General features: G+C 45.1%; 13 protein-coding genes. 6 read left to right on the top strand and 7 right to left on the bottom strand.

The genetic code is table 11. The features are described 5' to 3' along the window. The 3 genes from smc to F6K51_RS25950 all read left to right on the top strand — a co-directional run. The coding region (smc, locus tag F6K51_RS25960; protein ID WP_293025556.1) for a chromosome segregation protein SMC at positions 1-3,514 on the top strand (3,514 nt) is incomplete at its 5' end. A gap of 356 nt (positions 3,515-3,870) precedes the next feature. Then, entirely contained in the window at positions 3,871-4,869 is a 999-nt protein-coding gene (locus F6K51_RS25955; RefSeq protein ID WP_293025554.1) for a PRC-barrel domain-containing protein, read from the top strand. 93 nt (positions 4,870-4,962) lie between these two features. Further along, entirely contained in the window at positions 4,963-5,127 is a 165-nt protein-coding gene (locus F6K51_RS25950; RefSeq protein ID WP_293025552.1) for a hypothetical protein, read from the top strand. Here F6K51_RS25950 and F6K51_RS25945 read toward each other — a convergent pair. Continuing rightward, a complete protein-coding gene (locus F6K51_RS25945; RefSeq protein ID WP_293025551.1) occupies positions 5,113-5,697 on the bottom strand; it encodes a PAP/fibrillin family protein in 585 nt (194 codons plus the stop codon). The two genes, F6K51_RS25950 and F6K51_RS25945, sit on opposite strands and share 15 nt — an antisense overlap. Before the next feature lie 73 nt (positions 5,698-5,770). On the opposite strand from F6K51_RS25945, the gene F6K51_RS25940 reads away from it, so the two are divergent. Then, entirely contained in the window at positions 5,771-5,992 is a 222-nt protein-coding gene (locus F6K51_RS25940; RefSeq protein WP_293025549.1) for a DUF3134 domain-containing protein, read from the top strand. 412 nt (positions 5,993-6,404) lie between these two features. After that, the gene (locus F6K51_RS25935) at positions 6,405-8,372 is read left to right on the top strand and encodes an ATP-binding protein (RefSeq protein ID WP_293025547.1); all 1,968 of its coding nucleotides are present in this window, start codon (positions 6,405-6,407) and stop codon (positions 8,370-8,372) included. On the opposite strand, the gene F6K51_RS25930 is transcribed toward F6K51_RS25935, so the two are convergent. Genes F6K51_RS25930 through F6K51_RS25915 form a run of 4 tightly spaced genes read right to left on the bottom strand, consistent with a single transcriptional unit; the run spans position 8,367 to position 9,374 of the window. After that, on the bottom strand, positions 8,367-8,576 hold the full coding sequence (locus F6K51_RS25930) for a hypothetical protein (RefSeq protein WP_293025546.1): 210 nt from the start codon (positions 8,574-8,576) through the stop codon (positions 8,367-8,369). The genes F6K51_RS25935 and F6K51_RS25930 overlap by 6 nt on opposite strands. Positions 8,577-8,580: 4 nt before the next feature. After that, positions 8,581-8,901: a type II toxin-antitoxin system HicB family antitoxin gene (locus tag F6K51_RS25925; protein WP_293025544.1), complete on the bottom strand. Its 321-nt coding sequence runs from the start codon at positions 8,899-8,901 to the stop codon at positions 8,581-8,583. 8 nt (positions 8,902-8,909) lie between these two features. Then, positions 8,910-9,164, bottom strand: a complete 255-nt coding sequence (locus F6K51_RS25920) for a type II toxin-antitoxin system HicA family toxin (protein WP_293025542.1) — start codon at positions 9,162-9,164, stop codon at positions 8,910-8,912. A gap of 36 nt (positions 9,165-9,200) precedes the next feature. Beyond that, positions 9,201-9,374 carry a hypothetical protein gene (locus tag F6K51_RS25915; RefSeq protein WP_293025541.1) on the bottom strand — a complete coding sequence of 58 codons (174 nt, stop codon included), beginning with the start codon at positions 9,372-9,374 and terminating at the stop codon, positions 9,201-9,203. Between the two features lie 162 nt (positions 9,375-9,536). Here F6K51_RS25915 and F6K51_RS25910 point away from each other — a divergent pair, with 162 nt between their 5' ends. Continuing rightward, positions 9,537-10,877 carry a DUF4157 domain-containing protein gene (locus tag F6K51_RS25910; RefSeq protein WP_293025539.1) on the top strand — a complete coding sequence of 447 codons (1,341 nt, stop codon included), beginning with the start codon at positions 9,537-9,539 and terminating at the stop codon, positions 10,875-10,877. Positions 10,878-11,189: 312 nt separating this feature from the next. Here F6K51_RS25910 and F6K51_RS25905 read toward each other — a convergent pair whose 3' ends face one another. Then, the gene (locus F6K51_RS25905) at positions 11,190-11,954 is read right to left on the bottom strand and encodes a hypothetical protein (protein WP_293025537.1); all 765 of its coding nucleotides are present in this window, start codon (positions 11,952-11,954) and stop codon (positions 11,190-11,192) included. A 179-nt stretch (positions 11,955-12,133) separates the two neighbouring features. Further along, a complete protein-coding gene (locus F6K51_RS25900; RefSeq protein ID WP_293025535.1) occupies positions 12,134-12,928 on the bottom strand; it encodes a DUF3598 family protein in 795 nt (264 codons plus the stop codon). Positions 12,929-13,002 lie beyond the last annotated feature (74 nt).

Here is a 13,002-nt window from a genome sequence, read left to right as displayed (position 1 = left end):
TAACCTTCAACCCAATAACCTTCAACCCAATAACCTTCAACCCAATAACCTTCAACCCAATAACCTTCAACCCAATAACCTTCAACCCAATAACCTTCAACCCAATAACCTTCAACCCAATAACCTTGGCCAAAAGGCCACGCTACTCGAACAACCGTCAACCCCTGACCAACCTGCAACTGATCTAGAATGGAGTGTGACCCGACGGCTGCGAGTCACTAAACAAGGTAATTACAGTTCCCAGTACTACATCAATGGTGAACCCTGTACTGTTACTGCACTTCATGAACAACTCAATCGCTTGCGGGTTTACCCAGAAGGCTACAATGTTGTCCAGCAAGGAGACGTCACTAGCATTATCTCAATGAAATCCAGAGAAAGGCGGGAGATTATTGACGAATTAGCTGGAGTTGCTGCCTTTGACCGCAAAATTACCCAAACTAAACAAACCCTGGCCACTGTTAAAGAGCGAGAAGAACGCTGCCGAATTATTGAACAAGAACTGACCGCTCAACGCGATCGCTTAGCTGCTGACCGTGCTAAAGCTGAGAAATATCAAAAACTCCGTGCTGAACTCCAACAAAAGCAACAGTGGGAAATTGTTCTAAAATGGCGATTGCTCCAGAAGCAAGTATCCCAACTCCAACAGAAGATTGATGCTGCTAATACAAAAAAAGCCCAGCTGATTGCTCAGATTACTAGCATTGAGGAACAAATCAACCAAACTACCACTGAACTTGACCAACTCAATGCTCGGGTCAAAGCCTTAGGAGAAGAAGAGCAAATTGCGATCGCATCCACCCTTGCCACTCAACAAGCCGAACAACGTCAATTAAAAACCCGACAGCAGGAACTAACTGAGAATCTAGAAAATGCCGCTGTCAATCTCCAACGTACACAAGAGAAAATTAAACAAGTCGAGCAAACCCTGCAACAGTTGATCGCAGAAAAAACTGATCTAGAGACCTTGTCTAAAACCTCCTTACAAGTGGCACGGGATGAGGCTCAAGCTGCTCTCAACCAAAGCCGAGAACAAGCCAATGCGATCGCAGCCGCTAGTGATGCCTGGGTACAACAACAAACCACCCTCACCAAGCACATCGACACCCTACTCAAAACCATCAACCCCCAACGCACGGAGCAAGCTCAACTCCAAGAGCGTCAGAATCAGCTAAATCGGCAAATCGAAGACCAAACCCAGCAACTGCAAACCTTAGAACCAGAAATCGCCACCAAGCAAACCCAAGCTGTGGCATTAGACACCCAATTAACCACTTATGCCCAACAAGTCCAGTCCCTCGCCCAATCCTTAGGGAATACCGAACAACAACTACAACTCCAACAACAAACCCAAACTCGCCTGCTCGGGGAACAACGGCAAAAACAACGGCAACTCGATAAACTAGAAGCCCAAGCCCAAGCTCAACAAGAAGCCCAAGGGACCTATGCTACTAAAGTTATCCTAGAAAGTAGTATAATAGGAGTTTGTGGATTAGTCGCCCAATTGGGTAGAGTTGAACCCCGCTATCAGCTAGCCCTAGAAATTGCCGCTGGCGCACGCCTCGGGAATTTAGTGGTAGAAGATGATAGTGTCGCAGCGGCTGGGATCGAACTCCTCAAACAAAAACGCGCTGGCAGAGCCACCTTCTTACCTCTGACCAAAATCCAACCTAGGCCATTTACCGAAACCGTTGTGCTACGGTATGCTAAAGGCTTTGTTGACTACGCCATTAGGCTAATTGATTGCGACCCCCGTTACCAAAAAGTCTTTGCCTACGTGTTTGGGTCTACGGTAGTCTTTGAAACTCTCAATGATGCCCGTACCTACTTGGGTAAACACCGCATCGTTACCTTAGATGGGGAAATCTTGGAAATAAGCGGTGCCATGACTGGTGGTAGCACCAGTCACCGTTCGGGATTGCACTTTGGTACCAGTGACACCATGGAGTCCTCTGAAATCCGTAGCTTGCGAACCCGGTTAGCGGAAATTGAACAGATTTTAAACCATTGTGAGGGATTGATTACTACCGAATCTGCCTCAGTCAAACAAATTACCCAGGAATTGACAGAAACTAGGGCAAAACACTCGGAAACCAAATTACGTTTGGAACAGTTACAAAGGGAGATTGAGCAATCTCAGACCAATCAAGCCCAAATGCGATCGCTTCTGGCTAAAAACAACCAAGAACTCTCCGCCGCTACTCAACGGCTAGAAAATATAGCGATAGAGTTACCCCAACAAGAATCCCAACTTGCCCACTTACGGCAACAACTCGCTAAACTGGAGGAGTCTCAAACTCATAACGAGTGGCAACAGATTCAGAACACCATTAAAACCCAAGAAACTCAGTTGCGCGAGTGTGAACAAGCCTTGAGAAATACCGAGAAACAGCTACAACAGAAGGAGAATCAGCAGCAGCGCCTCAGGGATAAACTTACCGAAGGCCACCGCCAAATAGCAGACTATCAAACCAAAATCGAATCTTGGCAACAGCAGCAATCAGCAATTAACACTCAGTTAGAGACACTCACCGAGCAAATTACCCAAACTACAGTTGCCTTACGCCAGTTAGAGGAGAAATTGGGGCAAGAAAAACAAAAACGCGATCGCACCGAGCAACACCTACAAAACCTGCGCCAACAACACCAAGAAACCTCTTGGCAACAGCAAAAACTCCAAGAAACCCAGTCTGCTAGAGCAGAAAAACTTGCTAGTCTCCAAACTCAACTCCAAGACCAAGCTGCTGAATTACCAAACCCGTTACCAGAAATACCTCAAATTGTCAAAAAAACTTCCCCCTCTAGTGATAAAAAAAGCTCAGAGGTAATTGCCTTGGACTCCCTAGCTGCTCAACTAGAACAACTACAAAAGGAACTGCGCAACGGACAGAAACGTCTACAGGCTATGGAACCCGTGAATATGCTCGCATTAGAAGAATATGACCGAACTCAAACTCGCCTCCAGGAACTGTCTGAGAAACTGGAAACCATAGCTGGTGAACGGACTGAACTGTTGCTAAGGATAGAAAACTTTACCACCTTGAGGTACCGTGCTTTCAAAGAAGCCTTTGATGCCGTCAATGAAAATTTCCAAGCCATATTTGCTGAACTCTCCGATGGGGACGGTTATTTACAACTCGATGATCCAGAGGACCCCTTTAGCGGTGGACTCAACCTGGTGGCGCACCCCAAAGGTAAACCGGTGCGGCGGCTAGCATCTATGTCAGGAGGAGAAAAATCCCTCACAGCCCTTAGCTTTATCTTTGCCCTACAACGCTACCGTCCCTCGCCATTTTATGCTTTTGATGAAGTCGATATGTTTTTGGACGGGGCAAATGTCCAGCGATTAGCTAAAATGATCAAACAACAGGCTAAACTTGCGCAATTTATTGTAGTAAGCTTACGCCGTCCTATGATTGAGTCTGCTCAACGCACCATTGGTGTTACCCAAGCCAGGGGAGCATACACTCAAGTATTGGGTTTAAAACTATCACCCAAAAGTACGGTTAACTAGATAAAATCCCATTCATCAAATCCATTATTATTGTAAGCATTCAGCCCAAGGCTCATCAGCTATAAGCCGTTCATGATTGATTTTGGAGAGAACCGACCCACGAACCCCTCGTCCGAAGGGCGTCCTGTACGAAAAAAAAACCGATGTTCAGAGGTTGTATATAACCTCTGTAGTCTGTTGATCAACCTAAGGGTTGCATTACCTTAGCTGAAAGCTGAAAGCTGTTCCCGTAGCGTGGCCAAACGCGCCCCGCGTGGCCAACGGCTAAGGCCTTTAGCTGAATGCTCACGTATTAATGCTCACGTATTATTTATTTTTAATCCATCAGGAGTATAGCTCAGGAAAAGCGAGATATAATGACAACGGAACAAATTCGTCCACGCTCCGATATCTTAAATACTCAGGTAATTACCCGTGACAATGGTAAGCGCCTCGGAGTCGTCAAGGAACTCTTGGTAGATATAGACAGACGGCAGGTTGTGGCACTGGGTCTGCGAGATAACCTTCTGGCAGTAGCCGGTATGCCAAAGTACATGCTCCTGAGCAGCATTCGGCAATTTGGTGATGTCATCCTGGTAGATGATCAAGACGTTATCGAAGATATTGATGTCGATGCCTATAGTACCCTGATTAACAGCGAAGTGATCACCGAAACCGGTGAACTCTTAGGTCGGGTTAGAGGCTTCAAGTTCAATGTAGAAGATGGCACCGTTTCCGCCCTAATCATTGCATCAATAGGGTTACCCCAAATACCCGACCAGGTTATTAGTACTTATGAGCTACCCATTGATGAAATTGTCAGCAGTGGTCCAGACCGATTAATTGTATTTGAGGAAGCTCAAGAGCATCTGATCCAGTTAACCGTCGGGGTCTTAGAGCGTATGGGGATTGGCAGACCCCCTTGGGAAAAGGACACAGAAGACCCATACTATACTCCAACGGCTAGACCAGAAAATCAACTGGGAACGGGGATTCCAATACGTACTCCTATCTCTCAGACAGTAGAGAATGCCAACCGAGCCCAAGATGCCTGGGATGACGATTGGCAAGAGCCAGAACTAGAGCCGATCAGACGAGAAGCACCAGTCCCGAAGAAGTATGTCGAAGCCAGATTAGAAGAAGATAACTGGAGCGATGAACGGAAAGAGTCCCCTCAGCCAGTGCGCTACGAGCAGCCAGTCTATAGCTCACCCGAGCCTTCCTATGGTAAAACCAACACCCAGGACTATGACAAGTACGAAGTCGAGGGTGATGCCTGGGATGATGACCGCTCCCCAGAGCCTTACAAAGCACCGCGAGTCAACATTCCTGAGAAAAAGAAAGCTCCAGAATACGAAGAAGAGGCTGGTTACTAATTCATGACCATAGTTGAGGGTTGTTTGTTGAGGGTTGTTTGTTGAGGGTTGTTTGTTGAGGGTTAGGGAACAGATATAGCCTTGATCATAGTTATGAGGTACAGTCAATTTTCCCAACCCCTACTCCCTACTCCCTACTCCCTACTCCCTACTCCCTACTCCCTACTCCCTACTCCCTACTCCCTACTCCCTACTCCCTACTCCCTACTCCCTACTCCCTACTCCCTACTCCCTACTCCCTACTCATTTCTTGGTTAACACAAACACACTCCCCTGATTCCCCCGTCCAATGCGCAGGTCATCGTCAAGATAGGTGATCTCTAACCAACCCTGTTGGTTGTCCCTATTGATGGGAAAGTCAATAGCTGGGAACTTTTTGCCAGCTTCGATTTGCTCAATGAAATCATTGGCAGAGCTATAGCTCAGGAAGCTTTGTAGGCCAATGATAGACCTCTCGAACCTAACATTAACCCGGCATTGAGATACTGGCTCGAAACTAGCACAAACACTGACAACACCTTCGAGATAGGGAATACCAGATAATTCAGCTATGTTGTAAATTTTAGTATCTGAGGTACGAACACATTGGTAGATTTGACCCAGTTGTACCAAGGGAAATCCGTCAAGATTCAAAAGTTCTTGACTCGTAGTATATAGCAGACGCCAGTTACCATCTAGCAAGTCTTGCGCCTCAAGGGGTCGAGGGGTGGGGTTTCTCCCTTCCAGTTGGGTAACTGCTGCGAGTATTGCTGTTTTATCGGTTTTGCTTGCTAAGAGACCACGATTCTTTCCTGCGATCGCTTCTAAGAGTTCCGCCTTGCCAATCATAGGATTTCCTCTAGCTGACTGCTAGACTCAAAGTTAAAGGTTTTCACCTCGTCCATATTAGCTGAAGAAGCCTATGTACAATCCTGCTCTACGTGAACTACATCGTGATCAACTCGCTGAGGTCATTCCCCTTAAGCAAGAAACTTCCCTTTTAGATTGGTTAGAGTCTAATAATCGCCTGATCCCACGGGAGATTTTAGAGGAAGAAAATCCCCTAGGTGATGACGTAGAAATCTCTGAACTGATGGGGGTAGAGGACAATAACTACGAGGAGGAGGAAGAAAGTTTGAATTAACACTAACTAGTTTGACCAAATAGTCTAGTTTTACCAAATAGTTTTAGCCGAATTGGAACCGAATGGCAATCAGAAATGATTCACAATGTAACCGTTGCTGAATCATTTCTGAAATTATTTTTCATAAACTAAATTATAGCAAAAAACAACAAGGTTTTGAGCAACTAATTAATTCATTAGCCATGAATTTACTGAGCCGATGTTCACTATTCTTGGTCACTCTACTTCAATGGCATCTATCCTTTCATTGATGTCTCTAGTGGTCCAAGCCTACTGCTGAGTTCGATTCCACCTGGGGAAAAGGGTTTCTCAGTCCCGAACAATTTCTCAAAATTGTCTACACTGACCTGAATTCCAAAAGTAATAAGTTTTGAGTCATGCTGTATGAGTAATTCACCCTTAGATCGCTATCATGAGTCGGGGAGACTACTGGTTAGAACGTAATGAGAACTACTTAGCCAAGGCACTGGATTGGCTGCGTCTGCGTTTACAACAGCTGGCTGGAAAAGAAGTCATAGATACAGACATAGAGCAGGCTTATGGTGCAATGGAAACCGTTGCAGCCATAGAGCCATACCCGGCCTTGGTGTATTTAAGTCAGCGGTTTGGACTATCCCCTTTTGAACAAGGGGTGTTGCTGTTGTGTGCGGGGATGGAACTGGATACCCGCATTGCTGGTTTATGTGCTTTGGCTCAAAACGATGGACAACGTCCCTATCCCACCTTTGCTTTAGCGCTTTCCCTGTTTGACCAACCCGCTTGGCATGTAGTTTCACCGGAACGTCCCCTGCGTTATTGGCGATTGATTGAAATTAACCAGGTAGGATATCAACCTTTAATTACTAGTGCAATACAAGGTGATGAGCGAATTGTCAATTACCTCAAAGGCTTAAATTACTTAGATGACCGACTGGGAACCTTAGTAATGAGGGTGGAACCCCCCACAGGTAACCTACCTCCTTCTCAGGAAACTATTGTTAAAAAAATTATCAACAACCTCAAACAAGCAAGCTCTGCACCCCATTTACCCATCATTCAGTTGTTGGGTACAGATAGTCCTAGTAAGGAGCTAATTGCTGGTCATACTGCTGCCGCTCTTGGTTTGCAACTGTATCGCTTACCATCGGGGTTACTACCGACCCCAGCCGCAGAATTGGAAACTTTCTTGCGATTGTGGGAGAGGGAAAGTATTTTGATGCCAGTTGTGCTTTACCTCGATGCCCAGGAACAAGAAAAATCCGCAACTACTGGTTCCGCTTCACCACTCCACCGATTTTTATCACGGTACCACAGTTTGTTGTTTCTCGATACCCAGGAAGCGCGATCGCATTTAAGTAGAGCCAGTGTTACCCTTGATATTACCAAACCCACCGCCCCAGAACAACAAGCAGCTTGGAGCAACTGTCTTGGTGATGCTGGCTTAACAGAAAGTCCCTCCCTTTTAGCCAGTCAGTTTAATCTTAACCTATCAACTATTGAGCAGAATGCCCGGTTAGCACTGGATGAAAAGGTAACAGATAGGGTCGAATTCCATACTCGTCTTTGGCATGCTTGTTTACTTAGCACTCGTCCGCAATTGGATAACTTGGCGACTCGCATCGATGCCAAAGCCACTTGGGATGATCTAGTTTTACCAAAAGAAGAAATGGGCTTGCTCCATCAAATTGCTGACCAAGTTAACCAACGTCGTAAAGTCTATGAAAATTGGGGATTTCAACGACGGATGAATCGGGGAATGGGTATCAGTGCCTTGTTTGCTGGGGAAAGTGGGACCGGAAAGACGATGGCAGCGGAAGTGATTGCTAATAATTTACAACTAAATCTTTACCGCATTGACCTGTCAGCAGTGGTAAGTAAATATATTGGCGAAACAGAGAAAAACCTGCGACGTTTATTTGATGCTGCGGAAGATGGTGGGGCAATTTTATTTTTTGATGAAGCAGATGCTCTATTTGGTAAACGTAGTGAAGTAAAAGACAGTCATGACCGCTATGCTAATATAGAGATTAATTATCTATTACAGCGGATAGAATCTTATCGGGGATTGGCAATTTTGGCAACCAATATGAAGAGTGCTCTAGATCAAGCATTTCTACGGCGACTGCGGTTTATCATTGAGTTTCCCTTCCCTGGTCGGTTGCAACGTAAGCTGATGTGGCAGAAAGTTTTTCCAAAGGAAACACCTTTAGAAGAATTAGATCATAACCGTTTGGGGCGATTTAATCTTACCGGTGGTAGTATTAATAATATTGCTCTCAATGCAGCTTTTTTAGCAGCCCAGGCAGGTACATCAGTAACCATGGAGTTGGTATTCGCAGCGGCACGGACGGAGTTTCGCAAGTTAAACATACCAATTTATCCAGAGGATTTTAGGTTATAGGCCGCAAGTGTGGAATCGGGAATCGGGAATCGGGAATCGGGAATCGGAACCCACCCCTAACCCCTCCCAGGAGGGGAAAGGGAATCGGGAATCGGGAATCGGGAATCGGGAATCGTTCCTGTAGGGTTGGCAGTTTCTGTAGGGTGGGCAGTGCATGAGTGCGATCGCTCCCACTCCGCCGCCTTTCGGTTGAAGCAGGGTCAAGCAGTTATCTCAGATACTGCTCAAGTGCCTCTGTCACTAGGTGGTTCAAGTTTATCCCTCGTTCAATAGCTGCGTATGCAGCACGTCGATGAAGGTCGGTTCCAGGTCTGATGTTAAAGCTTCCCTTGAAAGGCTTTTCCGGTTCTATCCCTTTGAGTTTACAAAGCTCTAGGTAGTCATCCACTGCTTCGTAAAAACTGGCCCGAAGAGATTTAACATCCTGACCTTCATAACTGATCAGGCTACGAATATACTCTACTTTCCCGTAGAAAATCTCATCCTCATCATTATAATTGACCGAGCCAAGGTATTCCTTGTATTTCATAAAGTTATTCATAACAATCCTTCGTGCCTAAGAATATCGATCGTTTGCTCAATCTGATACATCTTGAGTGTGTTGTGAGGATGAGGCTTGTGCAGAGCGATCGCCACGCCATCAGAGTTAATGAATCGTCGCCTTGAACCGCCTGTTTTTCCAGCTTTGACCTCCTCAAAGCCGAGTCCGGACAAAAGCTTGGTCAATTCATCCCAAGTAAAACCCTTCGGCTTACTTAGAAAACGTTTTATCAGCTTTTCTTGTCGAGTCATCTTGACACCCCATCTAGTGATTAATTATAAAAGGCATTACCCGAACATGCAACTAAATTTAGTTACAGTTAACCGCCGCACTAGATTGGGAACATAATTGAACGTGAGATCAATCAGTCGGGCAAAGTCTTCAGGAATAGCAAATCGTTCCTGTAGGGTGGGCAGTGCTTGAAACAGATACATTTGCTGGCAAAGGGCGAAGGTAAGCACTGCCCACCGGAAGATTAATCACTAGAGTCAAATCTAATCCCAAAACCCCAGATCCCTTCCCCTTGACCGAGACAACTAGTCCGAAGTTTAATGTAACTAAGAGTATCAAACCGGAAAACATGGGTATAAAAAATGCCCAATCTATCGAGGGAGGACTGGTAAATGAAGCGTCAGGGATTAACTAAACATCAGCAACAGTCCCAGAGTGCATCCCATCCCAGTAGTGGTTGGTTACAGCGAGCAGCAGTGCGTTCGGTGCCAGAAAAACAGGTAAACTCCGACCTTGATAGGGCGTCTGGTTTGAATCGTAGCTTTGTAAATGTGCCTGTGGGTGGGAATGGATTACCGGTAGTGCAGCCGAAGTTAACCATTGGTGCAGTTGGGGATAAGTATGAGCAGCAAGCGGACAGGGTAGCCCGTCAGGTGGTGAGTCAGATTAATGCCCCTGGTGCTGGGGTTAGCAGTCAAGGAGAGACTGTTCAGTCGGGGGAAGGGAAAGAAATCCAGACAAAGCAAGAGAATCAGAGGCTACAGAGAGACGAAGAGACGGTAGTTGACTTGCAGTTGAAGCCTTTGGTGCTCCGTCGGAAAGCCATTGGAGGTGGCGCAGCATCACCTGAGTTGGAATCAGCCCTATCCCGTGCCCGGGGTGGTGGCCAAGCTTTGGATGCGGGTCTACAACGGTCGATGGGGCAAGCGATGGGGGCGGATTTTAGCCGAGTGAAAATCCACACAGACCGTCAGTCGGACACACTGAATCGCTCCCTCCAAGCCAGAGCATTTACGACCGGAAATCACATCTTTTTCAAGAGAGGCGAGTATAATCCATCAAATAAAGGTGGACAGGAATTGATTGCCCATGAATTAACTCATGTAGTCCAACAAGGAGGCTCGACGGCGAGTATTAGCGAAGGGCAAACAATCCAGCGGACGGTGGTCACCCTACCGGTGCATGACGACGAAGTGAACGCAGGCCGACGTATCTATGGTCCAAATGACAACTATCATCAAGATGTGAATCTAGACTGGTGGGTGGATATAGAGACAGCGGACTATCCCCACATGTTAGGAACGGGCATAACGACGTACACACAGGACATAACAGCAAACAGAGGAAGAGACCTAGGAGCGGGGTATGCCGCCCACCAAGGCGATGGTAGTGCTCGTGTCTTTGGACCAGACCCGGATTTCGGTGCGAGTATCGGGTGGCACTATGGCAATAAAATGTTTACGTTCAGTGCGATCAGAGGCGGGATATTAGCGTTGAACAGAGCGCAGTTCCTGGGGAATCGAATGAGAGAGACATCTCCGCAGCATATATCATCCCATGATCCAAACCAGCAATTACAGGGGGCGCACGCTCATGTCTACAATGCTAATCAGGCTCAATTGGAACGGTACTTAAGGCAAGTAATCAACCGTTGCGCGCAAGACCGCGCATGTATTCCACCACATATGGCGGCAAATAAAGCCCAGGAGATAAGAAATTATTTCGGAGTATAGCAAGTCAACAACAGGGCGTACGCTGATCTTGTTGGGTGCGTTAAGTGCGATCGCTCTTGGAACTACTGTCAGTGCGATCGCCTGATCTGGTAGGGTGGGCAAATGGGCATCATACCTAACGAAATTATCAAATTCTAAAAATTTGCCCACCCTACCCCTACTGGCACTCGGTACATTCATCCCAAAAATTTACCCAATTATGAGCGTACAAACCAATGTAAAAACTGGACGGTGCGCGCACCGCTATGTCTTCGCTCTTTTCCCTTGGCTTATTTCACAGGACCGATGTACTTTTGTATTCCTTAATCTAGATTAACTTTTTTTGTTGCTAATATCTGCTGCTTCATTAAACGTATAATTATCCCAAACATTTTTGCTATCAGCTCCAGGTTTTTGAAAGACATAGGGGCGGTTAGGCATCGATTTAAAATAGTCTTTATCAAACCAAAGACCTGTGATTGTAGACTGATAAGGTTCACCAACTTGTTGAATTTGGATAGCACCACTACTTTCATCAATGGTAATTAAGTGTCCAGTGAGTCCATAAATTACTTTTCCAGGAAAAATATTGCGACGAGAAGCTGTTTCTGATGGCGGTTTCATAATCCCACGATAAAATTGATCTCGTTGTTGAGGAGGAATACCAGCTCTTGCGTCTTTAATCGCTCTTTCTGTGGAATCAGTTCGATATAACTCAGCTAATTTCATCGGATCAGTTTCAGCTTCATGATGATTCCTTTTTTGATTTTCTAAGACAATCTCCCAAGGCACAAATATGGTTTCTATTTCACAAATAGGGTTTTGTAATTGTTTGATAATTTCTGCTCCATTATTGACAGGGGTATCATTGAGCAGCTTTAACATTATCAAAAAAATTCGCTCTCCTTTATTAAGGTTTTCACTGTTGTTAATTTTATCAAAAATTTTCTGTATTCTTTCTTTGCTAGCCGAAGGAATATTTTTTGGTAACCCATCCCAATCAACATTACTATCCAAGGAAAGATAACGTTCTTCCAGCATAGTTGCTGTTTTCATCCAAATATCATATCGGGGATCGACAAACTTATTTAAATTCATTAGCTTAAGAAAACTCTAGTAAATGTAACAGGGAGTAGGGATTAGGGAGTAGGGAGTAGGGAACAAAAATTATCACAATTCATTTAGTATCCCTATTTTATTTTGGTTTTCGTCAAAAATATGCAGGATGATACCTAAATGATGCCAAATCCAAATCATTAGGGATAGTGCTCTATAGTTTAAAGGTGCAATAGTTCGAGCGTCAAGCCAGAAAAGGCTCCATAATTATCATAGTTAACGCTAAGTTGTTGCAGTTGGGAATCTGTCACTAGCCAATTTGCCGCAATGGTAAAGGAAGTGCCAATACTGACTTGAGTAGGACAACTCAGAGAAATACCATCAGGGAAAAAGAACATTTTGTTTCCTGCCAAGGGCCAGTTTAGTTGAGTTGCTATTGGGTCAGAAACCTTTAAATCTGGGGTCATGGTAACAGAAGTTCCTTGCCAGTTACCACTCAGATTTCTCTCAGGTAAGAGATTGATTTCCTTTGACCAATAGTTACTGGGGAAGTCTGCTGCATCTTCACGGATACTCACTATCCGCATCAAACTGCCATTAGTATCATAAAGAATTGGCACACTATGTCTTATATCTTCATGTTTGAAGAACAATTCAGCCGGTTGAAAGATCGAACCAGGTTCTAACTGTTTAGCTGACCATGTAGCTGCACCTTGTTCAAAGAAAAATGATCTCATTGACGGAAATGCTGGGTGAACCATTCCATCAGGTAACACCTTATCCTGTTTCTTAGACTGCCATTTTTTTTCTTCTATCCTACCGTCAGCGTATATATAACGATTAGTGTGATAAAGTTCTGTTTCTTCTGGATTGCTGCGGAAGCTTCTTAGACTTTGAAATGATTCTATTATCTCTCCTTCAGGAGAATACCTTGTCCAAATACCATGCCAATCCCGCAAATGGTTTTCCGTGAAGTTTTTCCAGTTTTGCTCTTTTAATTCCATATAATTAGTCACCGGATCATGATTTTTTTTATTGTGTGTTTTTGTGTTACAATTTTGTTATTCCTAATCCCGAAGTTGGCTATCTA

It is taken from the genome of Moorena sp. SIO3I8, assembly GCF_010692325.1.
Taxonomy (GTDB): domain Bacteria; phylum Cyanobacteriota; class Cyanobacteriia; order Cyanobacteriales; family Coleofasciculaceae; genus Moorena.
The sequence above is the reverse complement of the archived record's forward strand: the minus strand, read 5'-3'. Positions and strand labels throughout refer to the sequence as shown.

Excerpts from the sequence above, each read along its gene's own strand:
- F6K51_RS25955 (WP_293025554.1), top strand. The coding sequence starts at position 3,871 with ATGACAACGGAACAAATTCGTCCACGCTCCGATATCTTAAATACTCAG.
- F6K51_RS25950 (WP_293025552.1), top strand. The coding sequence starts at position 4,963 with ATGAGGTACAGTCAATTTTCCCAACCCCTACTCCCTACTCCCTACTCC.
- F6K51_RS25945 (WP_293025551.1), bottom strand. The coding sequence starts at position 5,697 with ATGATTGGCAAGGCGGAACTCTTAGAAGCGATCGCAGGAAAGAATCGT.
- F6K51_RS25940 (WP_293025549.1), top strand. The coding sequence starts at position 5,771 with ATGTACAATCCTGCTCTACGTGAACTACATCGTGATCAACTCGCTGAG.
- F6K51_RS25935 (WP_293025547.1), top strand. The coding sequence starts at position 6,405 with ATGAGTCGGGGAGACTACTGGTTAGAACGTAATGAGAACTACTTAGCC.
- F6K51_RS25925 (WP_293025544.1), bottom strand. The coding sequence starts at position 8,901 with ATGAAATACAAGGAATACCTTGGCTCGGTCAATTATAATGATGAGGAT.
- F6K51_RS25920 (WP_293025542.1), bottom strand. The coding sequence starts at position 9,164 with ATGACTCGACAAGAAAAGCTGATAAAACGTTTTCTAAGTAAGCCGAAG.
- F6K51_RS25910 (WP_293025539.1), top strand. The coding sequence starts at position 9,537 with ATGAAGCGTCAGGGATTAACTAAACATCAGCAACAGTCCCAGAGTGCA.
- F6K51_RS25905 (WP_293025537.1), bottom strand. The coding sequence starts at position 11,954 with ATGAATTTAAATAAGTTTGTCGATCCCCGATATGATATTTGGATGAAA.